At 57.3% G+C, this 23,334-nt stretch carries 30 protein-coding genes and 1 tRNA gene; 20 read left to right on the forward strand and 11 right to left on the reverse strand.

The features are described 5' to 3' along the window. Positions 1 to 132: 132 nt before the first annotated feature. The 4 genes from I554_RS0103170 to I554_RS0103185 all read left to right on the forward strand — a co-directional run bounded on the left by I554_RS0103170 (position 133) and on the right by I554_RS0103185 (position 3,323). Positions 133 to 963, forward strand: coding sequence for an MBL fold metallo-hydrolase (locus I554_RS0103170; protein WP_024577976.1), 831 nt, complete (start codon positions 133 to 135; stop codon positions 961 to 963). A 153-nt stretch (positions 964 to 1,116) separates the two neighbouring features. Beyond that, positions 1,117 to 1,761, forward strand: coding sequence for a cyclic nucleotide-binding domain-containing protein (locus tag I554_RS0103175; RefSeq protein WP_024577975.1), 645 nt, complete (start codon positions 1,117 to 1,119; stop codon positions 1,759 to 1,761). Further along, positions 1,758 to 2,663 (forward strand): DUF6537 domain-containing protein, encoded by a 906-nt coding sequence (locus I554_RS0103180; protein ID WP_024577974.1) that lies wholly within the window; start codon positions 1,758 to 1,760, stop codon positions 2,661 to 2,663. Before I554_RS0103175 ends, I554_RS0103180 begins: the two co-directional genes overlap by 4 nt. Positions 2,664 to 2,825: 162 nt before the next feature. Then, complete coding sequence (locus I554_RS0103185; RefSeq protein WP_024577973.1) at positions 2,826 to 3,323, forward strand: hypothetical protein; 498 nt, start codon at positions 2,826 to 2,828, stop codon at positions 3,321 to 3,323. Positions 3,324 to 3,374: 51 nt separating this feature from the next. On the opposite strand, the gene I554_RS27165 is transcribed toward I554_RS0103185, so the two are convergent. After that, complete coding sequence (locus tag I554_RS27165; RefSeq protein WP_192817727.1) at positions 3,375 to 3,533, reverse strand: hypothetical protein; 159 nt, start codon at positions 3,531 to 3,533, stop codon at positions 3,375 to 3,377. Between the two features lie 220 nt (positions 3,534 to 3,753). On the opposite strand from I554_RS27165, the gene I554_RS0103195 reads away from it, so the two are divergent. After that, positions 3,754 to 4,026 carry a DUF3551 domain-containing protein gene (locus tag I554_RS0103195; RefSeq protein WP_024577972.1) on the forward strand — a complete coding sequence of 91 codons (273 nt, stop codon included), beginning with the start codon at positions 3,754 to 3,756 and terminating at the stop codon, positions 4,024 to 4,026. 34 nt (positions 4,027 to 4,060) lie between these two features. On the opposite strand, the gene I554_RS0103200 is transcribed toward I554_RS0103195, so the two are convergent. Both I554_RS0103200 and I554_RS27765 read right to left on the reverse strand, forming a co-directional pair. Next, positions 4,061 to 4,144 (reverse strand) — tRNA-OTHER (locus I554_RS0103200). Between the two features lie 34 nt (positions 4,145 to 4,178). Next, on the reverse strand, positions 4,179 to 4,616 hold the full coding sequence (locus tag I554_RS27765) for a PilZ domain-containing protein (protein ID WP_343205867.1): 438 nt from the start codon (positions 4,614 to 4,616) through the stop codon (positions 4,179 to 4,181). A 596-nt stretch (positions 4,617 to 5,212) separates the two neighbouring features. Here I554_RS27765 and I554_RS0103210 point away from each other — a divergent pair. From I554_RS0103210 to I554_RS0103270, 13 genes are all read left to right on the forward strand, one after another. Beyond that, positions 5,213 to 5,626 (forward strand): DUF5413 family protein, encoded by a 414-nt coding sequence (locus I554_RS0103210; protein ID WP_024577970.1) that lies wholly within the window; start codon positions 5,213 to 5,215, stop codon positions 5,624 to 5,626. Between the two features lie 205 nt (positions 5,627 to 5,831). Then, complete coding sequence (locus I554_RS0103215) at positions 5,832 to 7,103, forward strand: site-specific integrase (RefSeq protein ID WP_024577969.1); 1,272 nt, start codon at positions 5,832 to 5,834, stop codon at positions 7,101 to 7,103. A 132-nt stretch (positions 7,104 to 7,235) separates the two neighbouring features. Next, positions 7,236 to 7,457, forward strand: coding sequence for an AlpA family phage regulatory protein (locus I554_RS0103220; RefSeq protein ID WP_024577968.1), 222 nt, complete (start codon positions 7,236 to 7,238; stop codon positions 7,455 to 7,457). Beyond that, a complete protein-coding gene (locus I554_RS0103225; RefSeq protein WP_051373174.1) occupies positions 7,457 to 7,705 on the forward strand; it encodes a DUF6074 family protein in 249 nt (82 codons plus the stop codon). The genes I554_RS0103220 and I554_RS0103225 overlap by 1 nt, the downstream gene beginning before the upstream one ends. Continuing rightward, the gene (locus tag I554_RS0103230; protein ID WP_024577966.1) at positions 7,702 to 8,265 is read left to right on the forward strand and encodes a hypothetical protein; all 564 of its coding nucleotides are present in this window, start codon (positions 7,702 to 7,704) and stop codon (positions 8,263 to 8,265) included. Before I554_RS0103225 ends, I554_RS0103230 begins: the two co-directional genes overlap by 4 nt. Positions 8,266 to 9,324: 1,059 nt before the next feature. Next, positions 9,325 to 9,744, forward strand: coding sequence for a hypothetical protein (locus I554_RS26740; protein WP_034473815.1), 420 nt, complete (start codon positions 9,325 to 9,327; stop codon positions 9,742 to 9,744). Positions 9,745 to 9,808: 64 nt separating this feature from the next. After that, positions 9,809 to 10,393 (forward strand): hypothetical protein, encoded by a 585-nt coding sequence (locus I554_RS0103240; protein WP_024577964.1) that lies wholly within the window; start codon positions 9,809 to 9,811, stop codon positions 10,391 to 10,393. Next, positions 10,390 to 11,424, forward strand: coding sequence for a phage major capsid protein (locus tag I554_RS0103245; protein WP_024577963.1), 1,035 nt, complete (start codon positions 10,390 to 10,392; stop codon positions 11,422 to 11,424). Before I554_RS0103240 ends, I554_RS0103245 begins: the two co-directional genes overlap by 4 nt. Further along, on the forward strand, positions 11,424 to 12,443 hold the full coding sequence (locus tag I554_RS25925) for a S49 family peptidase (RefSeq protein WP_024577962.1): 1,020 nt from the start codon (positions 11,424 to 11,426) through the stop codon (positions 12,441 to 12,443). The genes I554_RS0103245 and I554_RS25925 overlap by 1 nt, the downstream gene beginning before the upstream one ends. After that, entirely contained in the window at positions 12,440 to 12,811 is a 372-nt protein-coding gene (locus I554_RS0103255) for a hypothetical protein (RefSeq protein WP_024577961.1), read from the forward strand. Before I554_RS25925 ends, I554_RS0103255 begins: the two co-directional genes overlap by 4 nt. Continuing rightward, positions 12,798 to 13,436 carry a hypothetical protein gene (locus I554_RS0103260; RefSeq protein ID WP_024577960.1) on the forward strand — a complete coding sequence of 213 codons (639 nt, stop codon included), beginning with the start codon at positions 12,798 to 12,800 and terminating at the stop codon, positions 13,434 to 13,436. The genes I554_RS0103255 and I554_RS0103260 overlap by 14 nt, the downstream gene beginning before the upstream one ends. Beyond that, on the forward strand, positions 13,433 to 14,371 hold the full coding sequence (locus I554_RS0103265) for a hypothetical protein (protein ID WP_024577959.1): 939 nt from the start codon (positions 13,433 to 13,435) through the stop codon (positions 14,369 to 14,371). The genes I554_RS0103260 and I554_RS0103265 overlap by 4 nt, the downstream gene beginning before the upstream one ends. Beyond that, a complete protein-coding gene (locus I554_RS0103270; protein ID WP_024577958.1) occupies positions 14,368 to 17,202 on the forward strand; it encodes a phage tail length tape measure family protein in 2,835 nt (944 codons plus the stop codon). Before I554_RS0103265 ends, I554_RS0103270 begins: the two co-directional genes overlap by 4 nt. Before the next feature lie 2 nt (positions 17,203 to 17,204). Here the strand turns inward: I554_RS0103270 and I554_RS0103275 are convergent, their stop codons facing one another. Then, a complete protein-coding gene (locus I554_RS0103275; RefSeq protein WP_024577957.1) occupies positions 17,205 to 17,795 on the reverse strand; it encodes a hypothetical protein in 591 nt (196 codons plus the stop codon). Between the two features lie 276 nt (positions 17,796 to 18,071). Here I554_RS0103275 and I554_RS26750 point away from each other — a divergent pair, with 276 nt between their 5' ends. Continuing rightward, positions 18,072 to 18,443 carry a hypothetical protein gene (locus I554_RS26750; RefSeq protein ID WP_152527606.1) on the forward strand — a complete coding sequence of 124 codons (372 nt, stop codon included), beginning with the start codon at positions 18,072 to 18,074 and terminating at the stop codon, positions 18,441 to 18,443. Positions 18,444 to 18,480: 37 nt separating this feature from the next. Here I554_RS26750 and I554_RS26755 read toward each other — a convergent pair whose 3' ends face one another. The 5 genes from I554_RS26755 to I554_RS0103300 all read right to left on the reverse strand — a co-directional run bounded on the left by I554_RS26755 (position 18,481) and on the right by I554_RS0103300 (position 20,467). Next, positions 18,481 to 18,858: a hypothetical protein gene (locus I554_RS26755; RefSeq protein ID WP_152527605.1), complete on the reverse strand. Its 378-nt coding sequence runs from the start codon at positions 18,856 to 18,858 to the stop codon at positions 18,481 to 18,483. Next, entirely contained in the window at positions 18,848 to 19,063 is a 216-nt protein-coding gene (locus I554_RS0103285; RefSeq protein ID WP_029659567.1) for a hypothetical protein, read from the reverse strand. The genes I554_RS26755 and I554_RS0103285 overlap by 11 nt, the downstream gene beginning before the upstream one ends. Positions 19,064 to 19,105: 42 nt before the next feature. Then, on the reverse strand, positions 19,106 to 19,717 hold the full coding sequence (locus I554_RS0103290; RefSeq protein ID WP_024577954.1) for a hypothetical protein: 612 nt from the start codon (positions 19,715 to 19,717) through the stop codon (positions 19,106 to 19,108). Positions 19,718 to 19,856: 139 nt separating this feature from the next. After that, positions 19,857 to 20,270, reverse strand: a complete 414-nt coding sequence (locus I554_RS0103295) for a hypothetical protein (RefSeq protein ID WP_024577953.1) — start codon at positions 20,268 to 20,270, stop codon at positions 19,857 to 19,859. Then, positions 20,270 to 20,467 (reverse strand): hypothetical protein, encoded by a 198-nt coding sequence (locus tag I554_RS0103300; RefSeq protein WP_244432705.1) that lies wholly within the window; start codon positions 20,465 to 20,467, stop codon positions 20,270 to 20,272. Before I554_RS0103300 ends, I554_RS0103295 begins: the two co-directional genes overlap by 1 nt. Positions 20,468 to 20,608: 141 nt before the next feature. On the opposite strand from I554_RS0103300, the gene I554_RS0103305 reads away from it, so the two are divergent. After that, positions 20,609 to 20,971, forward strand: a complete 363-nt coding sequence (locus I554_RS0103305) for a hypothetical protein (protein ID WP_152527604.1) — start codon at positions 20,609 to 20,611, stop codon at positions 20,969 to 20,971. 87 nt (positions 20,972 to 21,058) lie between these two features. Here I554_RS0103305 and I554_RS0103310 read toward each other — a convergent pair whose 3' ends face one another. Both I554_RS0103310 and I554_RS0103315 read right to left on the reverse strand, forming a co-directional pair. Beyond that, entirely contained in the window at positions 21,059 to 21,916 is an 858-nt protein-coding gene (locus tag I554_RS0103310) for a DNA adenine methylase (protein ID WP_024577950.1), read from the reverse strand. Beyond that, positions 21,913 to 23,310 carry a hypothetical protein gene (locus I554_RS0103315; RefSeq protein WP_152527603.1) on the reverse strand — a complete coding sequence of 466 codons (1,398 nt, stop codon included), beginning with the start codon at positions 23,308 to 23,310 and terminating at the stop codon, positions 21,913 to 21,915. Before I554_RS0103315 ends, I554_RS0103310 begins: the two co-directional genes overlap by 4 nt. Positions 23,311 to 23,334: the final 24 nt, after the last annotated feature.

A 23,334-nucleotide genomic window follows, 5' to 3' on the forward strand; every position in this document is an offset into this window, starting at 1 on the left:
GACGAAACGCCGCCGCGCTACCTGTCGCGTCCCAGCATGGCAAGCCATTTTTTTGGTGAACAGTGCGGGGTATCATGTTGGTGAAGATGACAGCGGCATGCAATTCTCGCGAAGGGTTCATTGAGTTTTTTCATGCCGACCACAATGTCCGTGCGGTTCTGGGGTGTTCGTGGGAGCATTCCGTGTCCAGGCCCCAATACCGTGCGGTATGGCGGCAATACATCATGCGTCGAGGTTCGTTGCGGTGACCATCGCCTGGTCTTCGATGCGGGATCGGGACTGCGTGTGCTGGGCCTCACGCTTGCCGAAGAAGCCGAACCAACAGACATCGATTTGTTTTTGAGTCACTGCCATATCGATCATCTGATTGGCCTTCCGTTCTTCGTGCCTGCCTTCATGACGGGAAACCGGTTGCGTCTCTGGGCCGGCAACCTGAAGGCGGCAGGTGGGGTGCAGGAAACGGTTCGGAAGCTGATGAGCTATCCATTATTTCCGATCGAAATCGAAGCCGCGCACGGCAAGATCGAATTCACCGACTTCGCACCTGGCGATGTTTTGACTCCACGGCCCGGCATCAAGGTTATGACCGCGGCGCTCAATCATCCCGGCGGTGCGATCGGATACCGTGTCGAGTTTGGCGGCCGTGCCATGGCCTACATTACCGATACCGAACTCAGCGCCGACGAAATAGATCCGGCGCTGATAGAGCTCGCCCGCGATGCGTCGATTGTTGTCATCGACACGACATACACCGACGAAGAACTGCCTGAGCATGTCGGCTGGGGCCACTCAAGCTGGCAGCAAGCCGTCCGGCTGGCCGACGAGGCGGGAGTCGGGAAGCTTTTCCTGTTTCACCACGATCCCGAACATGACGACGATGAGATGGACCGTATCGCCGCAGCAGCAGCCAGGGTGCGGCCGGGAACGGTCGTTGCAAAGGAAGGGCTGTCGTTTGAGATTTGATCGGTGCGCATGTTTTTTGCAGCGCGCCTTTTGCTCGGATTTTCGCGGAAAGACTTGAGGTTCGATTAAAGCATTGGCCGCGAGAACCGTTGTCGCACAAGGCGCGGCGCGGCATAATATATATCAGCTTCCTTTAGCATCAGGTTGATTCCGATGGATATGTCAGGACTCGTTTCCGGCGCCGGCGGCTTTATCGCGTCTGCGTTCGTGGTAGCCGGGTACACCATGCGAACGATGATTCCGCTTCGCATCTTCGGGATCATCACCAACGTCCTCCTGATCGGCTTTTCGGTCGTTCACCATCACTACCCGGTGATGGTGCTTCACATGATCCTGCTGCCGCTGAACGTGTACCGGCTCCGCGAAATGCTGCTGCTGGTCCGCGAAGTGAAGAAATCCGTCAACAGCGATCTGTCCATGGCCTGGTTGAAGCCGTTCATGACCGAGCGCAAATGCAAGAGCGGCGAAATCCTGTTCTACAAGCACGAGAAAGCCGAGGAGATGTTCTACATCGTCAGCGGGCGCTTCCGGCTTGTCGAGTCCGGGATCGAACTGCCGAACGGCGCCATCGTCGGCGAACTCGGTATGCTGTCGCCCTCGAATAAACGAACTCAAACGCTGGAGTGCCTTGAGGGCGGGATCGTGCTGAGTGTGACCTATCAAAAGGTGGAGGAGCTTTACGTCCAGAACCCGGCTTTCGGATTCTACTTCCTGCGGCTGGTCAGCGCGCGGCTCTTCCAGAATCTTGGGAGGCTGGAAGCGCAGCTTGCCGAAACAGGTGCGCAGGCGACGTCGTGAAGATTCGGGTCAAAGTCCCGCCATCGCCGTTCCGGTTGTTGAAGGAGCGGTATTTTGGCGAAGAAACGCGAAATCCGCGTGTCGCGCGGGCCGCGCTGGCGCGGCTGTCGGCGCAACTGCCAGCGGATGTTGTCCCGATCGTCAGCGAAGCGGTTCATTCGCTGATCGACTATCAGGACCCGGACTATGCGCTGGCCTATCTCGAGCGGATCGAACGCTATGTCGGTCCTGCGGCCCACCATGTGCCCGACCTTGCAGAACTCGCGCAGTTGCTGTCCGATCGCATGCATTTCGAGGACCCTATCCGCATCGCACAGCTGAAGCTGGCCGAGGCGGGAGGTGCGAGCGCCGGGCCAAACCCGCGCTCGATCGACCGGGTTGAGAAGTTTCGCTGGGACGAGGTGATCCCGCTGCTGCCGCCCAAGGCAGCAGCGCCGGCTCTCGATCTGTTCCAGCGCCTGCGCCTGGCGAAGCTGGCGCGCAGGAGTGTGACATTGCGTTTCAGTTCGCGGACACGCTTTAAGCTTCAACGGTTGAAATGGCTGGCTGCCGCGCGGATTACGCGTCCATTCTCCCAGCGCTTTAAGCTGGAACGCGTGTGGGTCGAGCGGTGGCTTCACATGGTTGATCGCAGCCTGGTGAAGCAGCCGGAAGCGACCGTTGCGGTCGTGCGAACGGCCAATCTCATCAAGGGACATGGCGATGCCTACCAGAACGGACTGGCCGAGTGGAACATCATCATCGACCGTCTGGTCAAACCGACATGCGACGGAGATCTCCTGCTGCCGAGGCTCGGGGAAGCCATTCAGGAGGCCCGCGATGCAGCCATCGGCGAACAGGGGCAAAGCCGGTTGGTGCATGCTGTCGAGCAGCTAAGGACGCGGGCCTTGGCCCACGGGTGACCCCGCAACGTGTTGTGCATGGCGCTCGTTGCCGGCGCGCCTGGCTGAGGAGCCGCGGACGCCCCAATGGCCTACCGCCGAAAACTACATTAGAGTTACGCCGGACATGCGATAACCGGCATCATTTTCGCCGCAGCACGCATGCGCAATAGGGGTCAATCGATGAAGACGTTTCGTGGATTTTTTCTTGGGCTCGTGCCGGTTCTGGCGCTGACGGCATTCAATGGCATTTCCGATGCGAGAGCGGCCGACGACATCAAGCTGAGCAGCAATCAGCGCATCTCCTGCGGCCGCGGACTGAATGCTGGCAAACTTCAAAACATTTCGTGCAAGTCATACGCCTACATTTTTAATACAAAGACATCCGAGTTCTATCGCTGCCAGGTGAGCGTTGGCGTCACCCGTGACAACAAGGAAGTTCTCAAGGTCGATACCGATGGCGACTGCAAATTGAAGGCGCGCATCTTCCCCAGCGATTCCAGCTACCAGTTCGATGCGACTGAAACCGAGCCGCCGAACACAAACTCGTTCTTTGGATCGGGCGGGACGGCGATCTGGGTCAGCGACAGCACCAAGCTCAGTGCCAAAGGCTGCATTCTGCTCAGCGTAGGCGTCGGGCCGGATGTCATGAAATGCGTGGACATGACGTTCGGTAAATAATGTTGCCGGAGCCGGAAGCATCGTCAGCCGGCCACGGCTCGAATCTGAAACCTAATTTTTGAGAAAGATCGCCAGAGCGATCAGCCCAACAACGACGACGATGCCAATCGCCCATGTCGAGAGCCGGATATCACTCTTCAACTCGCGTTTGGCTTCGTTTTCGGCGATTTTCAGGTTGCGCTTTCGGTTGTCCTGGTCCGGATCGCTCACGGCTTCTCCTGATCTTGGCTAGGCGCTGAGGCACAGTCCGGTTCCTGACCGGTAGACCCTGCGAACAGTCTATCCGGCAGAGCGAGAAATCTGCAAAGAACAAAACGAATGTGCGGCGCTCATAGCGTTCTCGCTGAACTGTGATCGCACGAACCCGCCACCGGCTTGAGCCAGAAGCCCCGATGGTGTCTCATGCGGCCGAAAACGAATCGAGGACGAAATGCGTTACCTTCAACTCGCCCTTTTTGCGCTTACCGGATACGGCCTTCTCGGTCAGGCTTCGGCCCAGGCGATCGATTATCCGTACTGCATGACCTATGTTCAGGGATGGAGTGGCACGATCGAGCAATGCGATTACTCCACGATGGCCCAGTGTCAGGCGAGCACTGGCGGCCTGAACGGGACATGCGCTCCCAACTGGCGCCTGGCTCAGCGCCGCGGCGCCTATCCCGATGAGGCGGCGCCCGCGGCCGGCAAACGTAGCCGTCGCTGATTGTATTTCGGGTTTACCGAGTACATCTCGGGGATGGCGGAGAGGGGAAGGATTCGAACCTCCGACACGGTTTACCGTGTACCGCATGCGGTGCCTTAAGCCACTCAGCCACCTCTCCATTGTTCGTCAGCAACCGGCGCGAGGCGCGCACATCAGGTGCGGCCTTTGAACTCCACGCCGATAATCGTGTCCTTGCGCCAGATGAGCCGGCAATGCGTCACTTTTCGCACGTCGCCGGTCAACGCCAGGCTGAGGTTGTTTCCGATCGGTCCGGTATCGATGAGTTCGATGCGCGCGCCGCCCGACGACAGATCCAGGACCGTGCAATTGCGCTTCGCAAAGCCGCCGTCGAGCAGCATCCAGGCGTCGTGACGCGTGGTGTGTCGGGGTTTGCGGGAATCTTTTCTGAAAACAGCCATCGGCCTCGCTCCATGATCGAAGCGTATTCTTAGCGGCCGAAAGTTTCGGAAAATTTGAATCAAAGCGCGAATGCCGGGAGGGAGTTTTAATCTTCGGTTAACCAAATAGTCCCGGCGTTGAGCTTCGGAAAACGATAGGCTGCCGGGCAATTTTACGGACCGTCCGGGCATGGAACCCGCATGACGCCCGGCGCGTTGGTTGGCTGGAGGAGCCCCGGTGACCGGCAATCATATTGGCGGCACGACCAAGGCTGAGAGACACGAGCGGTCACGCGTTGTCCGCGGCGTGGCATCGTTTATGGCTATTGGTGTCGGTCTGCTGGTTCTGGTTTTCCTTGCATTGCAATCGCTAGGACCCAAACCGGCGCAGCCTGAAGTGTCTCTCGCATGTGCAACAAAACTCTACAGCCCCTATGATCCCAAGAACCTTGAGCAATGCACGGCGGTTTGCCTGGCCTGTAGTGCGGGTGTGAAGACTACATGCTCCACGTCATGCACCCTCAAGGGAGCACGGTAAGCGGCCGATTGCGCATCGGTTCAGGATGGGACGGGCAGTACGAAAACGGTCGCGCCGGGATCGTGTTTTTCCTTTGAATTCCGTTCGCACGGACAGGTCGATCAGTCGTTATCGAGAACACGCGGCCCCGCGAGGCTGGAGGAGCCGAGCCGGTACCTAAAGCTTGCGCGGTTTCTTTTCTCGTTTTCTTATGAGCCAACTGCCCGCAACAAATCTGAGTGCGTGGAAGCCGGGCAGGGCGAGGGACCGAATGAAGCGATACATCATCTTTGCAGCCATAGGGCCGCTGGTAGCGGGCTTTTTCCTTCTCGTTCTTGGAACGCCCGAAGGCTACTGGGATGGGGACGATGTCGTGAAGAAACTGTTCAAGGTCCTGCTGATGACCATTCCCTACAACTACCTGTTCGGGATCATCCCGGCGCTGATGATCGGTGCCGTCGACGACATTCTCTTCCACGTCCGGAGAATCAGTCCGGTCCTTCGGATGCTTCTGACCGGCATCGTCGCATTTTGCGCAACGGCAGTTCTCTATGGCACGCTCGGGAGCGAGACGGGCCTCAAGCATTATCTGCTCTACGGACTGGTCGGTTTTATTCCGGCGACAATTTCGTCCTGGCTGGCGCACAGGTTCGACAAGCAACCCGGAGTGCCGCTGCCGGCGTGATACCTGCGGCGCGGGCCCGGCATTCCATTCGAAGTCTGGCGGAAGGGGTGAGCTTCTCACTTATATTTTCTTTTCTTGTCAGAGCGTTTCATAGGCCAACAAAACAAAGGCTTTCCCGCGCACTAGGCTTGTCAGGATTCCCCAAATCGCCTCCTACTATTTCGTGAAATTTCACGCGATTGGTAGGGACAGTGGTGGGGATACAATGGCGCGAACACTGAACAAACTTCCAAGCAATGTGCTGACCCAAAAGCTGCCACCCGGCCGTCATGCTGACGGAGGCAATCTGTACCTCACGGTGAGCCCGGCCGGTGCGCGTAGCTGGGTATTTCTGTACCGCGGTCCACGTAGCCGGAAGATCGAGATGGGACTCGGTCCGGCCCGCGACGTGCCGCTCAGCATGGCCCGTGAAAAGGCCACTGCGGCCCGCCGGCTACTCGCGGAGGGCCGGAGTCCCCTCGAGGCCAAACGAGCCGAGCAGGCCGTCCCAACCTTCGGAGACGCCGCCGATGAACTGATCGAGACCATGAAGCCGAGCTGGAAAAATCCAAAGCATCGCGCCCAATGGGAAATGACGATGCTGGTCTACGCCGCGTCGGTCCGAGAAACCCGGGTCGACCAGGTGCAGACTGCCGACGTCCTGCGGATCCTGCGCCCGCTCTGGCAGACGAAGCCAGAGACCGCTTCCCGGGTGAGGGGTAGGATTGAACGCGTCCTAGACTCGGCACGCGCCCAAGGCCACCGCAGCGGCGAGAATCCGGCTCGCTGGAAAGGCCATCTCGATCAAATCTTGCCCAAGCGGGCTAAGCTTACCCGCGGCCACCATGCGGCCATGCCTTACAGCCAGGTTCCAGAGTTTGTCGCAAGGCTCAGATCTGTCCCGACAATTTCTAACTTGGCTCTGGAGTTCACGATCCTATGCGCCGCCCGTTCCGGGGAGGCCCGTGGGGCGCTCTGGACTGAAATCGACCGGCCAGGCGGCCTCTGGATTGTCCCGCCGGCAAGAATGAAGGAGGGGCGCGAGCACCGGGTGCCTCTGACCCAGCGCGCACTCGAGATTTTAGATCTCGTCGCCCGGCTCGCCGGGAAACGGCAGTGTGAGCTGATCTTCCCGGGCCTGAAGAAGCAGGCTTTGGCGGACTCCTCGCTGGCCAAGCCGATGTTTACATTGGGCGCCAGCGAATACACGCCGCATGGCTTCCGAAGCAGTTTCCGGGACTGGGCCGGCGACACGACAGACTTCGCCCGAGAAGTCGCCGAAGCTGCGTTGAGCCATCTGGTGGGTGATGACAGCGAGCGGGCCTATCGCCGAGGCGATGCCTTAGAAAAGCGACGCGGACTCATGATCGCGTGGGAGCAGTTTCTTCGCGAACCTAACGAAACCCTGTCGAAAGTCCGGCATGGCATAGATTTACGATTTCCGTTAGGAACCCCTAAACGTTCTCTTGACGTCAGGGAGTTTCAAGCCGACTCTTAATTGACCCTAAGAGTCAATCAGCTTTCCCTAAACGAACGGGCGAGACCACTCAGAGCAAGGCGATTTCGGCTTAAGCCGGAATCCGTTTTGCAAAGGTGATCACCATCGATCACCTATTTGAGAGGGTGATCGATGTCCGACATCAAGCAAGCTGAATCTCCATTCCTGCTTCCCGAAGAAGTAGACGCGATTTCGCGGTTGTCCGGTATCACGCGCTGGCGTCGTGAGAAATTAGGACTGTTTCCAAAGCGATTGAAACTATCAGCGCGCAAGATTGCCTACGACCGCGCCGCTGTCTTGGAATGGTCCAAGGATCCGGAGGGATGGGCCGCACGCAATAGCGGAGCAGCGTGATGGCAACTGTCATTCCATTCCCCGTGTTCCGGAGGCAAGCCTTTATCGACCGACAGGCGCAACGCGCCGCTCAGTTGAACAGCGACGCCGGCGAAAGGTACATCGCTCATCAAATCGAAGTGCAAGCTGCTGCGATGCGTCGAAAAGGCATCGGAGAAGATTTAATCACTCGCGAATCTAAGTGTCTGGAGGGGGCTATCAGAGCCTCGCTCTGGCGTTTGGTCATCACGCCAGGCGGTGCTGCATGACCGTCGATTTCAAGCGCGATAATCGAGGGCGCGCTACCGGTGCTATCGCAGGAAAACGGATGCGCCGCGCCTTGGGTCTACCACAAGGCGTGGGATTCTGCGTCCCAGTCCCACGTGACCTTCTAATCAGCCCCGCTTGGCTCGCAATGTCCGATCAATGCAGAAAGCTTATAGATGGCCTCATGGCGGAGCACGCTGATCATGGTGGACTGGAAAATGGAAACCTAAAAGCTCCTTACGACATGCTCCAATCCCGTGGGATGCGCCGCGGAAAGATACTGGACGCCATCATCGAGGCTGAAGCGCTCGGGATCGTGGATCCGACGCGCGGTGTACGCTCGTACGGATCACGCAAAGCTCCCTCGAAGTACCGACTGACATGGCTCGGAACCCCGGACGGCATGACGCCCACAAACGAGTGGAAGGCAATCAAAACAGAGGAGGAGGCGCGGATTCGGATTTCTAATGCAGTCGAGCGATTGCGGAGGGAACGAGCGGACAAGGCAGCTGTTCGTGCTGAACACCTCGCCCGTCGTGCCGCCGATCGGAGGGCGGCATGAAGGAATTTTCCCAGTGTCGTTTTGCGCAATTTCCAGTGACGGTTTTGGAACTTCTTGGTTACAAAAGGGGAACTAGGAGAACCGCAGAAAAGCAGCAAGAACTGCCATTCTTGCCAAGTTACACATGCTGTAACTGCCTATTATATCTTCCCTGTAGAGGGACATCCTGCGGATCAGCCAATGAGTCGGTTCGACTCATCTCACTCTGGTCGCGATACCCAGTCTGGCCCACTTCCCAACGTCGATTTTGTCGGCCGAGCGTTCGTTGGATCATTTTCGGCTGTTCGCTCAACCCGCAAAAGGATTGGGTTGAAACCGTAGCAAGCAATTTCAATCGCTTAGGTAAAATTACGGGGTCTGCCGGCACAGAGCCGACAAGGTCCGCGCACGGTCCGGCTGCGCGGAAAGGCCTGCAGCGCAATGAGATCGCACATCACGCGCGTAGCGATCGACACAGTTCGAGCACGGCGCGGCACAGTGACCCCCGGGGGGCCATCGTTTCCGAAAGACCGAAGGGGTTCACACCGCTTGGGTCCGCATTCGCACATTTTTTTTGGGGCGGCCGAAAATTTTGGCCGAAAATCGCAAAATGACCGAAAAACCCCCGGGACCAATTTTGATGGAAATCGAGAATTCCGGATTGGGTAAACCCAGAGCCGGCAATTGCAGAGTTTGCGGCGGGAACTTTGTGGCTCAAGGTACGCGCGGACCGGTGCCCACCACGTGCTCCAATGTATGCCGGCGTACGATTGCACCGGTTTACCTTCCGCGCCTGTTTGCAAAGATTTGCGCCGAGTGCGGCGACCCGTTTGAAACGCCGCTCCGAAAAACTGTTTGCTGCGGGACGACCTGTGGACATATCCGCGGTAAGCGTCGCGGCGACGAGGGCCGGAGGGCAAACGCGGACCGCCGCCGGAAGCGAACCTGTCCGCAGTGCTCCGCCACCTTCATCGCCCGCAATCCCAGCGGTGCCGAACGGCGCGCCGGCCACGTGCAAACGTTCTGCTCCCGCGGTTGTGCCAGCGCGGCCAGGCGCGCACCTGCGGGCGAGGGCGCCTCATGATCGCGGACGATCCCGTTGCCCGTATCGTTGCTGAGATAGCTGAGCTCTCCGCCGAAGAGCGCGCGCGATGTGTTGAGATCGTCAATGGGATCGGTGCCGAGCGAGAAAAATGGCGATGGCTGAAGCGGCGAGATACCACCATCCGCGAATATTGCGCGGAATGGCACTCGAACAAAAGCGCGCGCGGGGCGGCAAAGCATCTGGTGGAGGAGATCATCGCCTACGAGACAACGCGATGGCGCGTTGATCGATTTAAGGCAGGGGTCCCGTCAGATATTGCCGGTACCAGAACCGTAGTTCTGTTCGAGTTGATGAAGTTGGGCGGGGTACCCTCTGCCGAGCACATTCGGAAGCACATCCTTGTGGGGCATCATCATCGTTTGAATGCCCCAGCGAATCATCGATCCAGAGTCTGACCATCACGTAGGCCCGCCGTCGCGAGGCTGATCGGTAAAGGTCAACATCCATGGTGGTGACGTGATGCTTGCAACCGCGACCAAGAATCAACCTGTCGCCGAATTCGAGAGCGCCAAAGCGCGCTGGCTCCCGGTGAAGGCGAAACTCGCCGCAATGGAAAGCTATCTTAAGGCCCTCCGCACTGTTGTTGCGTTTGAAGCCGCCTCCGATTTCGAAAGGAAAGGTCCTCGGCTCGCACACATGCGCGCTGCGATCGCAGCGGCTTTTCCGGATGGTCCGCCACGGCGCGGCTTGGCGGCTCTGATTGAAAAGGCGGAGGGCGAGCTCGAGGACTTTCATGCCGTCGTTGCCGATGAACGCGATCGGTTTCAAATAGCCGTACAAGCAGAGTCCACGAGAATAGGCGAGAGGCTGCAGCCGGCGCACCTTGCCGCCACCCAGGACATTGCCGCGGCGCTGGAAACATTGACGCGCGCAATTGCCGCAGCGGACGCAATTCGCGCTGAGTTTGCCTCATCTGCACCTGAACCGACTTCCGCGCTACTGCCCGATGTCACCGCTGAGTTGCGACAATCCCGTCTAGATGTCTGGAATAGTTCAGCCGCGTCGTGGGCGCGGCGCCTGCGAGAAATGAGGATACTGCCGTGAACTATCGCGAAGAATTTCCGTCACTGGGCCGTATGCTCGGCGCAACTGCGGCGTTCGCCCGCAACCTGGAGGATGGTCCTGACCGACGGTTAGCCATGCAAGCCGTCGCTGGGCTTGGCGGCGTAACCGGTGTCAGTGGCGGGTTTCTGATTCCCGTTGAGCACGCATCATCGATTTGGGAGCGTGTCGACGCTGTTGGACAGATCCTCAGGCGCTGCACCAAGCAACCGGTATCAACGAAGCACGGTGACCTGAACATTCCGGCTGTTGATGAACGTTCGCGAGCTGACGGATCGCGCTTTGGCGGCTTGAACCTCGCCTGGCTCGATCAAGGCGAACCGTTCCCTCAGTCAAAGCCGTCCTTCGGACTGGTGAAGTTCCGCGCAAAAAAGCTCGGCGGCGTGATCAACGTCACCGACGAATTGCTCGGAGACACAGTCGCGCTTGACGCGTGGTTCACTCGGGTCACATCCCGTGAGCTCGCTTTCGACGTCGAAGATTCCATCGTCGCCGGATCCGGGGTTGGCCAGCCGCTGGGCCTCTTGAACGCGCCCGCGCTGATTACCGTCGAGAAGGACGCTGCACAGGCCGCCGGCACGATCAGCTTCGACAATCTGAAGGCAATGGTAAAACGGCTTTGGCCCGGGTCATTTCCGACGGCATGTTGGCTCATGGGTAACGACGCCTTCGCTGAAATCCTTTCCATGTGGGAGACCGACGGCTCAATCCTCAGCACGAACAGTGAGGGCGAGCGGACGCTATTGGATTTTCCAATCGTGCTGACCGAGGCAACATCGTCGTTAGGAGAGATCGGCGATATCATTCTGGCTGATCTCGCTGAGTACGTGGTGGTTGAGTGCGAGGCGGGGACTGGCATCCTTTCCAGTATCCACGTCCGTTTCGTGGCTGATGAAACCGCATTCCGAGTTGCGGCGCGGGTCGACGGGGCGCCAGCCTGGACATCTCCTGTCACAGTCAAAAACTCGGCGGAGACCGTCTCGCCTTTCGTAACGCTGGAGGCGCGAAACTGATGTTTGAGCATCTCGCCATTGGGAAAGGGTCGGACTTCGACACCCTGCGCCGCGGCCTGCGGAAGCTGCATGGCGAGGTGGTGGCGTTTGACGGGCGGGAGTCACCGGAGCTCTTAAGCATCGTCATGCACCTTGCTCGTGGCAACGCGATCCCCGACGCCAGATTGGCGGCACTATCATCGGACTCACAGCAGCCTCTAGCGTCCCATCGAACAAACATCGTTCCAGCCGCGCATGGCAAGGGGAAGGTAGCGGCCATTGTTTCAGTCAGAGGCACGGCTACGTACGACCTTGAGATGTGGCCGTATATGTTTTCCACGCAAAAATTAGCAAGGACCGTTACCGAGTTGGCTAGCGACCCCTCGGTGAACGCTATCGTTTTAGATGTGAACACGCCAGGCGGCGCCGTCACGGGCACGAAAGAGGCTGCGGACGCCATTTACGCGGCACGATCGCGGAAAGGGATCGTTGCGATAGTAAATCCGCTTTGCGCTTCCGCCGGATATTGGCTGGCAAGTCAGTGTAGCGAAATCGTCGCTATTCCGTCCGCGGATATCGGAAGCGTTGGTGTGTTCTACCTGCATATCGATCAGTCGCAAATGTTGGCCGATATGGGACTTAAGCCAACCTTCATTTCGGCCGGCCCGTTCAAGACTGAGGCGAATCCGCTGGAGCCACTGAGCGCTGCCGCGAAGCAGTTTCTCCAGACCGATGTCGACAACATTTATGCCGACTTCGTCGGAGCCGTTGCGCGCGGACGAAATACAACCGCTAGCGTTGTCCGCTCTCAGTTCGGGGGCGGACGCTGTTTATCCAGTCGCGACGCGCTTGCAGCCAACATGATCGATCGAATTGAGACCGCAGATCGAGCACTGAATCAAATTCTGAACGGATCGTCGTCGCCTCGCCAGGCCACTATTGCCCGGCTCACGCGAGATCCCGCCGATCTCACGGACGAGCAGCGAAAGCGACAAGCGCGGGCCAGACGGCTCCGGCTGGAGGAGTTGTCCTTGAGATGAGTATCTCCGACCCAATTCTCGATGCATGTCGCCGAGCCGGTGAACGGTTCGGTAAGGTCGCGTTCAGGGATTTCGGCGCGGACGCGACGGAAGAGAATTTATTTGCCCTTGAACGTATCTTTATCCATGGCCCATCGGATCTCTTCATGGATTCGCTGGGCGCTTCAGATGATCAGAGGTTGCTCGCCAAGATCATCTCAGGCCACGCGTTGCGCTCCCGTTATGAGAACCTGGTCCGGAGCGCCGCGGCTGCTCGCTTCAATAGCGGCTTCCCGAGGGACACCGGGAGGCCGCCTAGCCGGCGGTTGGTTGGCGGTCAGCCAGTCGCCGGCACTGAAATCAAGGGAGGCACCAATGACAGCTATTAACATCATCAAACAAGCTGATCGCGTGCACATGATCACGGATGGGCTTACGTCAGACGGCTTCATCGTTAGCAAAGTAATTCCCTTGCCGCACCTTCGGACGGTTATCGCTTGCTCTGGGACAGTTGGTGCAGGCCTGATGATCGCTGCTGAGGCATGTCAAGCAGACAGCTACGATGAGGTAAAGCGCAACATCGGCCAGATCATGCACCATTGCGAGGCAATGTATCCCAGGCAGATGATAACGCACACGCACCCTGACTACGAAATCTACGTTGCGGGCATATCTGAAACGTCGGGCTCTGATTTCTACTTCGCTGTGAATCACAAGCGGCGACGTGGTGTGCAACGGTACTCAGAAAATTCACCGGCCGGAGATGTCCTGCTACAGCCGTGCGATCCCGGAATTGCGGCAACAATCTTCCAAAGCTGGAAAGGGAAGTCACCGGCGTCGCTCGATCCCCTTGCGGAGGGCCCTACTATGATCGAATTCCAACGAAAGTTTCTAAACCACCAATTTCCTAATCAGATTGGTGGCCTTTGCCTGGTCACTACGGTAACGCGGGATAACATCGTTCAAACCGTTCCCAAGCGCTGGCCGCTTCATCAAGAGTGGGGTGCGGCATGAGGCGGCTCTCCAGGACCGAACTGCGCTCGGTTGCCCTAATTCGTTCGTCATTGATCCTTCCCGGCGGCGCCAGTTTAACGACTGAAAATGGCGACGTGTGGGAGTGCGAGAGTGACGCGAATGGCAACTGGCGCGTTGTATCGATTCAGAAGAACTCGGCACCAGGGCGAGGAAAGCTCACCGCCAATCGGACCTACTACGTACGAACAGACGGTAACGACACCAACGACGGTCTTGCTAACACCGCCGGTGGCGCGTTTCTTACGATCCAAAAGGCGATCAATGTCGTCTATGGAGCCTTGGACCTTGGCGGCTTCGATGTGGTGATTCAGGTTGGTGCTGGCACATACGGAGCGGGTGTATCGATCACGTCAGCCCAAGTCGGTGCCGGAAAAATCATCCTACGTGGCGACGTCACCACGCCGAGCAACGTCGTAATTGATGAGCCCGGCAACGCCGTGTACGCCAGCAATTATGCAGCCTTCAGTATCGAAGGCTTCAAACTAAAGGCTGCTGTCGGCGGGGGGTTGACCGTTGAATTGGGCGCGCAATGCAATGTCACCGGAAAAATGGACTTCGGTGCGTGCGGCTCCGCCCATGTGCAAGCGATGCAGGGTGGTACGATCACCAGCTTTGTCAACTACAGTATCACGGGATCTGCGCCTTCACATCTTTACTCACTGATCGGCGGTCGCATCCGCTTCCAGATCGCAACGATCACGATCAGCGGCACACTAGCATTCGGATCTGGCTTCGCGAGAGCTGATGATCTTTCGCTTATCTATTCCAGCGCCAACACGTACTCTGGCGGCACCGTTACGGGTCCTCGATACTGGGTGACCACTAACTCCCAAATCTACACAGGGGGCGGCGGCGCAAATTACTTTCCAGGCAACGCAACAGGAACCGCTTCGAGCGGAGGATTATACTCATGACGGTAGCGCTCTCTTCGCTCCGTGTTAGCAGCGACTTTGATGCCGCCGGCTATGTCCGCGGGGCCTCTCAGAAGGTCTCCGCGGACCAGCAGATGATTGCCGCCGATAAGGCGCGCAACGCTGCGCTTGCGCAGGCCGATGCCGCGCTGGTCAAAGCCATTCCTGGAATGCAGGCCGTCAGCAAGGCGCTCCTCGAGGGCTACGGATCCGGCCAGAAGTTCGAGGCCACCATTCAAAAGATCGGAAATGCCGTCGACCGCGGCATGGGGCTGGACCGGGCAGAGGCGCTTTTGACCGGCGCCTATCAGAAATTTGGGATGACGGCGGATGCGGCGAAGCTGGCCGAGCGGGGTTTCGTCTCGATCGCCTCAACAGTCGAAGGGCTAAACAGCCGTCTCGCCGCTCAGGCGGGATTCGTTGCCGATGTAGAACGGGCGACCCGCCAGCTTGTTCAAGCGCAGCAAGTCCAAGCCCGAATAAACGCTTCGTTTGGAATTGGCGCGAACGACAACAGCGCGGCGCGCGCGGCGGACATTCAGGCGCTGAGCGCATCCCTGGATGCCCTTCGGTCAAAGTATTCGCCGCTGTTTGCGGCGCAGCAGGGTTATCTCGGCTCGCTCAAGGAACTGAATTCGGTCGAAGCGCGGACCGCTCTGACAGCGAGCGAACGTGCCGCGGCGATTGCACGCCTCAAGACGTCCTTTGCGGAACAAGTCGTCAGCATGCGCGGGACAAGCGTTGCAACCGGGCTCGCCGCTTTTGAGATGCGCAATCTCGGCTACCAGGTCAACGACGTCGCGACGATGTTGGCCAGCGGCTCAAGCCCGTTTCAGATCATCGCGACGCAGGGCGGCCAAGTTTACCAGATCTTGTCTGGAGCCAACGGTGGCGTCACCGGAGCGCTCAAGTCGGTCGGAGCCAGCATCGCCTCGGTGATCACTCCCGCTCGCCTTCTGGTGGGTGTCACCGGCGTGCTCGGTATTGCTGGATATGCGATGTATGAAAGCTGGAAGAAAAGCGAACTCCAGTTCGATGCCGTGGCTCGCCAGGCCAACGTGACGGTTCGCGAATTGCACGAGCTCGAGTCAGCGGCATCGTTTAAAGGCATCGAACAGCCGGCATTCTTCAATGCAATGAAAGCTTTCAGCGGCCAGGTCTATCAAGCCCAAAACAACGTGGGCGGATTGGCCGAGATGTTTCGCGCGAACGGCCTCAGCGCGAGATCATTTCAGGACTATTTGCTTCGCTCCGCGGATCTCATCAAGTCAATGCCGGGTGACCAAGCCAAGCTCAACCTCCTGCAGCAGATGGGTCTTCCGGCTTCAGAGGAGTGGGTGCGCTACTTGGGGCAGGGAAGTGATGGTCTCCGGGCTGCGATCGCAGAAGCCACGAAATTTGGCGCGGCGGCGGATGACAAAATGATCGCGAAGGCCCGTCAATTTGATGAGGCCTGGAACAAGGCGACCAAGAACCTCTCGACTGGTCTGCGCTCTGCATTCGTTGACGCCTATGACTGGGCGTCCCGGCTGAGCGACTTTGGCACAAAGGGATTACTCGCGGTCGGTGTGAACGTCGGTCAGAATCTCATGAAAACCGGATACGGAGAAAAATTCGGCCCCGCTACCGACTTCAGCGAGTTCTATGACCGAACCGGAGCAGCTCGAGCCCGAGGTGAAGCCGGTGCTCCCAAGCCCGTAGATCCCGCTATCCTGAAGAACGCGCTCGGACTAGAGCAACAGCGCATAACACTGCTAGGCCAGGCCGCTACCATTCAGGAATCGGTACGGGCGAAGGAGATTCAGATCAACCTGGCTCGCCTCGCCGGCGTCAACATCACACGACAACAGGAGGCCGCGCTAAAGGAAGCCGCTCGGTTCGAAGCAGAGTCGGCGAAGCTGCAGCGCGCTTCTCAATACGGCATCTATAATCCGGCGCGACAATCGGCCAATGCCGGTCGCGAGATTCAAACGCTGATCGCGGACGGGACAATCCGGAACGCCGAGGACTATGCGGCTGCCTGGTCCGTGATCTCGAAGCGGTTGCGAGACGGCGCCGACGCCGCAGCCGTTGCCCGTTCGAACCTGCCAGGCCTGACGTCATTCGCACTCGAGGCTGGACGGCTCGACAAGCAATTCGATCAGTTCTCAGTCGGTGCAATGAATAATTTCACCACCTCGCTGACTGAAATAGCGAGCGGCGCAAAATCGGGCGGCGACGCCTTCCGCGATTTGAGCGCTACGGTCATCCGCTCTCTGGAGGAAATGGTCATCAAGATGATGATTGTCGCCCCGATCGCGAAGTCTCTGCAGGCCGCGCTAGGCGGCTTCGCTGGCGGCGGTTTCGATCTAGGCAGCCTGTTCGCCGGTGGCGGCCCAAGTATATCAACTGGCCTCGGCGCCGGCACAGGTGGCATGGCGTTCCCGACGTTTCACAGCGGGGGTATCGTCGGACTCGAGGGTGCCGCGCGCAACATGCATCCGGCTCATTGGAACGATGCGCCGCGGTTTCACACCGGCATTGGTCCGGGCGAGCGCCAAGCGATCTTGCAGGACGGTGAAGGCGTGTTCACCGCGGGCCAGATGAAGGCCCTTGGCTTGATGGCCAACCGCGGTGGTACGCCCGTCTTCAATGTGGTCGTTAATGCGCCACCCGGAATGTCGGTTGAGAAAAGTCCGCCTCGACAGAATGGGACTGGCGGCGCGACGATGGAAATCACGATTAAACGGATGGTGGAATCAACTGTGTCGGGTGCTATCAGTTCTGGCGAAGGCCCGATCAACGAAGCTCTTCAAACGCGTTATGGATTGGATCCGACGCGAGGCATGACGTAGAGTCAGTGCCACTTGTTCTCATCACCCGAGTCGATTTCGAAGCTGCGTTTTTGCGCTTCCTTTAGCAATTGGTCCATTTCATCCTGTGGATGAGTTGCGGACATCCCGGCCTTGGCCGCAGCTAAGTCGACCAGATAACGCGCTTTGAGAGATAGCAATGCGAGATAGCTTAATATGCTCTGGTCGAGATCTTCGCGGTCTATGTATCCACCTGCGTCCGTAACGTACGCTTCCGCACGATCTTTGGTCACTTCAAGCTTTATAGCTCGTTGAGATACCTCTGAACCTAGTTGAGCCGCAGCTGCCCTGATCTTGGGGTCTAATGTCAGACCTCTCATCGGTTCATCTTTTCCGTCGTGGCCCTGCGAGCTGATGAAAGTCGAGAGATTACCTTTCTTCTCATCGCATTCATTTGCAAACTTCATCAAGAGTGGAATGAGTTCTGCGGCGGCAAGCTTCCGGTCGGTATCGGATTTAAACTTAAATTGTTTTCTGCTCTCAGCGCCACCCCAACGCGCAGAGAAGTAGGCCACAACAATTGTCAAGAAAAAACCAACGACTTGGCTTGCCGGAATTCCGTAGTCAACACTCATCGGGGCTTCGCTTTCAATCCGATCTCAACCAGTCTGCGGATAGCTTCTGAGCGCGATATCTCGTGACGCTCTGCCCATGCATCGAGAGCGGCGAGCGTGCCCCGCTCAAAGCGCGCAGGGATGGTTTCGCCATACCTCACACCGGCCGGGCGCCCTCGAGATTTCTTGTGTACAGTTTTTAATTGTTTTGCCATGAATTAACGTGTACAATTAATTCGAGCCGAGGGGAAGCTGTAACTTCGCCTCGGCTCTAACTTCAACCACTGGAGATAACCCATGGCTAAAGCTGCAAACAAACCTACCCTAACAAGTACCGTCAGCCAAGCGCGACCGAATCAAGAATCGCCGGTGATATCGGCGGAATTGAAGCGCGAAGCGATGAGGGCCTATTGCGAATGGCTATTCATGGAGCATCGGTTGCTCTGCAAAGAGCTTGAACCCGGTTACGAGCCTTCGGGTCGCTGGTCACCGGTGAACAGTGCGGCGACTCATTTCCACGCGCCATTGTTCGATGGCTATAAAGGCTGGGAGAAATCGCCGCCGTCGTCCCGCGCGCTCCCTATGATGGAAGCGCTGGGCATAGATGTACGAGGGCACCTCCGTCGCGAAAAACGTGCGCAGGCGGAATTTGATAAGAAGCGCGGTTAAGAAGAGTTGGCCGTCGCTACGCGACGTGGCGGCGGCTTTACTTTTTGAAAACAGGGCCGGGCGGTTTTTTCGGTCGCCCGTGTTGTGCCTGGCGCGCAGCATCGGCCGCCGCCTTCCTTGCTACAAATCTGTCTCCAAGGCTTAGGCCTCGGTCACCTGCCGGCTCTTCAGCTTTCTCAGCCGGAGCTAAGCTGAAGAGGTGCGGATTTCTAAGTCTGCGCCACTGATCGATCGCATCTAGGTCGAAGTTTCCAGTATCCGGATCGGCGGCAGGAAACCCACGCTTGAGCAAGTTTGGCAGCAGTTCGTTGAAGCGGACTAGCGAAATATGAAGTCGGCGGGCTGCTTTCTCTGCAGGAATATCGCCTGGATCAACGCGAAATCGAATTTCGTGAGAGACAATCTTATTTGACATAAGGTTCCGGGATAGGCGTCTTTGCTTCGATCGTATAGGTCTCGCGCAACTTGCGCGCGCGATTTAAAACTGCTTTGTCGCGGCGTTTATCCGCCAACTCTTTCTCGAGCTTTTCGAACAGGGGCACGTAAACTGGGCCGTCTTGTTCTATGAAGTATGCACGTAGGATGAGAGCCCGCTCCAACTCCCCTTCGGTGATGGGCATATGATCAGGTCTCATTTACTCCTCGTTGCGCGGCAAATTTGATCAAAGCTGAGGTGGTTTCAGGCCGACGATAACAGTGGCTCTATCGCTGGCAAGCCCGCCAAGTTGAAACTGAATATTCCCCGCGGTTAAGGCTTCGACCAAGGGATCGAATCCAGCTCCGGGAGAGATGCGGAGTCCATATACGGGTGGCGCCATCATTCCCGTATCCTGAATAACGACATCTATCCCAGCAGCTTGAAAAGTTGAGATGAGGGAGGTGGCAAAGTCATTTGCCTCTCGATCGCCAAGTCTAACAACTTTCACACCAATTCGATTTCGTCCTCGTAAAGAATCGATGATTGCCTCCTTTTGAGATTGCTCAAGAGATCGCGAAGATAACTTGGCTTCCAATTCGCGGTGCGCAGTCCTTGCTTTTTCAAGCTCGATCGACAGTTTGAGATTCTGCTCCTTAAGACGCTCTTGGTCGATGTCGAGCTTCTTGTTGCTTTCGCGAAGTTGTTCGGTGGCGTGTTCGAGTGATGCGGTTTTTATCTCCGCGTCACGACGAACCTTCTCGATGCTTTCCTCAGCGCTTCGATCAAAAAAATAAGCCGCTCCTAAGGTGGCAAGAGCAGCCACAGCAGCGCACGTCCATGCAAAAAGAGCTGTCATCAAAATCCCCCGAGCCGACGTATCGTAACAAAAGTCTACGGGGGCCGTTAGGGGGAAGATCGGGTCCGGGCCGCCTGATCAAACTTCAGGGCGATCTTAATCTCAGACCAATCATCGGCAGGTCGAGCGCGTCCGCACATCAACGTTCTCCGGGATAGCCATGCGACGGCGGGTCGCTGGCTGAGATTTTGGTGGCGCGGAGTGCCACAAGGTGGCTTCGCTTGTATGGGTAGCCGCGGACCTTCGAGCAATCCTGGCACTTCATCCACCGCTCGAGTTCGTGGATAGGAGCGGTCTTTGGCCGGCGAACGATTGTCAGGTCGACGGTGCTGTGCGTCTCGCAGCCGAGGCACTTCACCTCGAGGTAGCGGTAGCCCGCGTTCAGGGCGTCACCGAGCGTCGGGGAGGGCTGCGCTGGTCCGTGATAGCCGAGCATTCGTAATGTCCAAGCCTCGCATGCCAGCCGATCGGCTTTTAGCCGCGCCTCCGCCGCGCGCTCGGCCGCTGCGCGGATACTGCTGCCAAACAGATATTCCCGGGACTTCGAACTCATTACGGAGCACCAAGCAGCTTTCCAATCCGGGCCACCTCTGCCGGCGTTGGATCGTCCCGCACGATCAGGCTGGCGAGTTCGTGGGTGCGTTCGTCGGACAGAATTCTGGTCTGCTCAACGACGCGCTCAAAGCTGTCCACGGCTTTGTCGTCGCTGAAGCGCGATTTGGTCCGCCGGCAGAACGACAGGATGCTCATGAGCAGCATTCAAGCGCAGGCGAGGGCGCAGGTAAATAGTCCTAGATGTGGTTGCGGAAGGTCGCTGATCGTACCGCAGGTCGCGGGATGGAACGTAGCAGGACGAACATCAACGCTAAGATTGAGCTTATGGAGAGGAACATGGCGCACAGGACTAGATCGCGCGGCCAGGCCGCGACTGCAGAACAACGAAGCGCAATGACGTTCGCGGCTATTCGTCCAAAATTCAGCTGGACCAATGAAGACTGGTCCTTGGCATTTTTACCGCGTGTCCGTTTAGCGCTGTTGGCGCTAAACCATGACGACAAATCCCTCGAAAGATTCATGAGCGGGGTTGTTAAAGAGGGGATTGTTCCCGATATGCTCGATGGTTGGGTAGAGACCAAAGAACACCTTAGAGGTCTCGCGGAAATGCTCGATACCGCATTAACCCGATCCTTCATCGTGCTGGAACGGCTCGGCTACGATCCCGAGAACCCGCCTCCGGATTCGAAGATGCATTAGGTCGGCTATCGAAGCTCAAGCTAAGACGGTCACGACCTCGCGCAGGAGCGTCGTGGAGGGAATACCGATCGCTTCAACCGTCGATCATCACCAAGCAATGGCTGCTGATGATTGAGCGGATGGCAACTTCATCCACTTCGGCGCAATGAGAATTTCCTTTCCACTTCGTCGTTCTGCCGCGGCATAGCGCAAGCTAAAAGGTCTAATTGTCGCCCAGCCTTTGTAAATCTTTCGGATCTCGGGACAGTCGTCGTAGGTGAGTATCCATGCAGCATCCTTCATTCCGCGGAGTTGCTCGCCCAGTCCCTTGTGATACGTTTCGTCCAACGCATTTAGGTACAGCGTCTTTCCTTTGACAAAATAGGGAGGATCGATGAAGCACATCACACTCGTTGGATCCTGTTTGCTGATAAATTCGACACCGTCGTCCCCCGAAACGTGAATTCTGTCACGATATTCGGCGACCTTTTGGCATCTCGCGATCAGATCATCCTTATTGAATCGAGCGTCTAGCAGCCAATCACCAGTTTGATTAACCCCACCGATAGGACCGCCATTCATAATAATTCCAGATCGATTGCAACGATTGAGATAAAACGCTGAAAAACCCCGTTTCAATCGCGCCACGCGGCCGCGAGATTTGTAAACTTCACGCTGGCGGCGCCACTCGGCCATGCTGATCCGCTTCGCCGATATCATTTCCGAGAATTGCTTAGACTGATTGGTTAGCGACCACCAAAAATCGTGGATCGCTGGATCCGCATCGTTGATGTGAACGGCGGGTGCTTCTTCCAGATATAACAACGAAAGGGATGCGCCAGCGCCGCCCGCAAAGGGTTCTGCGATAGCTAGATCACCGAGATCGTTTAGACGCCTTATTTGTTGTAGCAGCCCGGACATAGCGGATTTGCCTCCGGGATATCGAAGTGGACTCGCAATTTTCATTTTTCGACTGCCTCGTCGTCCTCGAGCATAAGGCGGAACAGCGGTTCGGTGCGTAGCCAGAATTGCCAAATATCACGAGCGCCCGGTAGGTCCGTCTTTTGGTGGATAAATGCATGAAGTTCGCTCAAGCTGAAGGGAGCCGCCGCATCATACCTAATCGCTTTCTCGACTTTATTGCTGTCTGAGGCAGACAGCTTTGCTTTGGCGATTTTTGTTAGTGCAGGAACTAGCTGCTTCATCGTCGGAACGCCATATGGCAAGCGCCCTCTCGTTTCGAGCTGGGCTACAATTTTCGCAAGCTCGCCAGTTCTTTCGAGATAGTCGAGCGCGGATAGCTCGAAGAACACTCTTAGAAGAACGGCGCCAGCGTTTGGAAATTCATCGCGTTTGAGTTTTGTTAGTTCGCGACGAATATCAATTAGACGATCGTTGCGAACGCGCACCGCGAGATCACGGGGTAGAACAGTCTTAGTTTCTTGTTTCGATTTTTTTGGTGCTGAAGTAGTTGCCGCCTTCGCGGGCGACGCGATCGACCTGCCCTTGATGATGTCCGCGGGGACAAATGATCCCTTCTTCTTCGAAGGCCTGTCTTTTGAGTCCCATCCATCAAAGTACTTCTTTATATCGTCGCTATTATTCAGCGTTCTTGAAGATTCCTTGCCAAGAGCGACGTCGCTAACAAGTTTAGTGAATGCCTTTACAAATTCTGCCTTGTCCGTCGTTCCGCGCAATCCGTGATCGGGATCTTTTTCGATTTTTAAAGCATCTCTGCCAACGGTGGAGTCGACAACTCGGCCGAGTGTCGTGAATATCTTTGCTCTCGGGTTATCGAGCTTTGCCTTCACTTCCTCGGCAAGGGGCAATGAACGAGCGATGTCTGCAATCGCGCGTGTTTGCCGAGCGCTTTGAATGTCACTGAGCGAGAATCCTAGCTGATCGCGCAGTTCATCGTTGTCGTAGCCTTCTTCTAGCTTATCCAAAATGAAGCTGGCGCGATTCTCGGCTTCCCAAGCAAGTACGGGCGTGCCGATATGGCGGCCGGCAATTTGTCGGTCGGTGGCCTTGCGGTTAGGAGCGATTGTAACGGGCACGCTTGATATCGATTGTTGATCGATGATTTTCCGCGACAGCCGCTCTAGCTGGCGGCTCTTCGCTCCCTCTATTAGCCCAGGTTCTTTGAGCGCTTTGAGAGCAGCCAGCCGTCGATTTCCTTCGACGACAACCAAGCGACCGTCTTCGTTGACGGCAAGCAGCGGTTCATTAGCAAAGAAACCTCTTGTTGCAATGCTTTCAGCAACTTCCAGCGCTTTGTCATGTTCGAAAAGGTATTGAATAATCTCACGTGGAGCGCGTGCAGTCGTCTCGCGTCCGAGACGTGGATTTTTTCGATCCAAGTGCAAGCTCGCGACACTTACGCG

It is taken from the genome of Afipia sp. OHSU_II-C1 (genome assembly GCF_000497575.1).
Lineage (GTDB): Bacteria > Pseudomonadota > Alphaproteobacteria > Rhizobiales > Xanthobacteraceae > Afipia.

What these genes read in the sequence shown, in the direction of transcription:
- I554_RS0103300 (WP_244432705.1), bottom strand. Translation starts at nt 20,467, where the DNA reads ATGAGCATCCTGTCGTTCTGCCGGCGGACCAAATCGCGCTTCAGCGAC.
- I554_RS0103305 (WP_152527604.1), top strand. Translation starts at nt 20,609, where the DNA reads ATGGCGCACAGGACTAGATCGCGCGGCCAGGCCGCGACTGCAGAACAA.
- I554_RS0103215 (WP_024577969.1), top strand. Translation starts at nt 5,832, where the DNA reads ATGGCGCGAACACTGAACAAACTTCCAAGCAATGTGCTGACCCAAAAG.
- I554_RS25925 (WP_024577962.1), top strand. Translation starts at nt 11,424, where the DNA reads ATGTTTGAGCATCTCGCCATTGGGAAAGGGTCGGACTTCGACACCCTG.
- I554_RS0103270 (WP_024577958.1), top strand. Translation starts at nt 14,368, where the DNA reads ATGACGGTAGCGCTCTCTTCGCTCCGTGTTAGCAGCGACTTTGATGCC.
- I554_RS0103290 (WP_024577954.1), bottom strand. Translation starts at nt 19,717, where the DNA reads ATGACAGCTCTTTTTGCATGGACGTGCGCTGCTGTGGCTGCTCTTGCC.
- I554_RS0103175 (WP_024577975.1), top strand. Translation starts at nt 1,117, where the DNA reads ATGGATATGTCAGGACTCGTTTCCGGCGCCGGCGGCTTTATCGCGTCT.
- I554_RS0103220 (WP_024577968.1), top strand. Translation starts at nt 7,236, where the DNA reads ATGTCCGACATCAAGCAAGCTGAATCTCCATTCCTGCTTCCCGAAGAA.
- I554_RS0103255 (WP_024577961.1), top strand. Translation starts at nt 12,440, where the DNA reads ATGAGTATCTCCGACCCAATTCTCGATGCATGTCGCCGAGCCGGTGAA.
- I554_RS27765 (WP_343205867.1), bottom strand. Translation starts at nt 4,616, where the DNA reads ATGCCCGGACGGTCCGTAAAATTGCCCGGCAGCCTATCGTTTTCCGAA.
- I554_RS0103260 (WP_024577960.1), top strand. Translation starts at nt 12,798, where the DNA reads ATGACAGCTATTAACATCATCAAACAAGCTGATCGCGTGCACATGATC.
- I554_RS26755 (WP_152527605.1), bottom strand. Translation starts at nt 18,858, where the DNA reads ATGTCAAATAAGATTGTCTCTCACGAAATTCGATTTCGCGTTGATCCA.
- I554_RS26750 (WP_152527606.1), top strand. Translation starts at nt 18,072, where the DNA reads ATGGCTAAAGCTGCAAACAAACCTACCCTAACAAGTACCGTCAGCCAA.
- I554_RS0103225 (WP_051373174.1), top strand. Translation starts at nt 7,457, where the DNA reads ATGGCAACTGTCATTCCATTCCCCGTGTTCCGGAGGCAAGCCTTTATC.
- I554_RS0103195 (WP_024577972.1), top strand. Translation starts at nt 3,754, where the DNA reads ATGCGTTACCTTCAACTCGCCCTTTTTGCGCTTACCGGATACGGCCTT.
- I554_RS0103265 (WP_024577959.1), top strand. Translation starts at nt 13,433, where the DNA reads ATGAGGCGGCTCTCCAGGACCGAACTGCGCTCGGTTGCCCTAATTCGT.
- I554_RS0103275 (WP_024577957.1), bottom strand. Translation starts at nt 17,795, where the DNA reads ATGAGTGTTGACTACGGAATTCCGGCAAGCCAAGTCGTTGGTTTTTTC.
- I554_RS0103185 (WP_024577973.1), top strand. Translation starts at nt 2,826, where the DNA reads ATGAAGACGTTTCGTGGATTTTTTCTTGGGCTCGTGCCGGTTCTGGCG.
- I554_RS0103295 (WP_024577953.1), bottom strand. Translation starts at nt 20,270, where the DNA reads ATGAGTTCGAAGTCCCGGGAATATCTGTTTGGCAGCAGTATCCGCGCA.
- I554_RS0103210 (WP_024577970.1), top strand. Translation starts at nt 5,213, where the DNA reads ATGAAGCGATACATCATCTTTGCAGCCATAGGGCCGCTGGTAGCGGGC.
- I554_RS0103285 (WP_029659567.1), bottom strand. Translation starts at nt 19,063, where the DNA reads ATGCCCATCACCGAAGGGGAGTTGGAGCGGGCTCTCATCCTACGTGCA.
- I554_RS0103230 (WP_024577966.1), top strand. Translation starts at nt 7,702, where the DNA reads ATGACCGTCGATTTCAAGCGCGATAATCGAGGGCGCGCTACCGGTGCT.
- I554_RS26740 (WP_034473815.1), top strand. Translation starts at nt 9,325, where the DNA reads ATGATCGCGGACGATCCCGTTGCCCGTATCGTTGCTGAGATAGCTGAG.
- I554_RS0103170 (WP_024577976.1), top strand. Translation starts at nt 133, where the DNA reads ATGCCGACCACAATGTCCGTGCGGTTCTGGGGTGTTCGTGGGAGCATT.
- I554_RS0103310 (WP_024577950.1), bottom strand. Translation starts at nt 21,916, where the DNA reads ATGAAAATTGCGAGTCCACTTCGATATCCCGGAGGCAAATCCGCTATG.
- I554_RS0103240 (WP_024577964.1), top strand. Translation starts at nt 9,809, where the DNA reads ATGCTTGCAACCGCGACCAAGAATCAACCTGTCGCCGAATTCGAGAGC.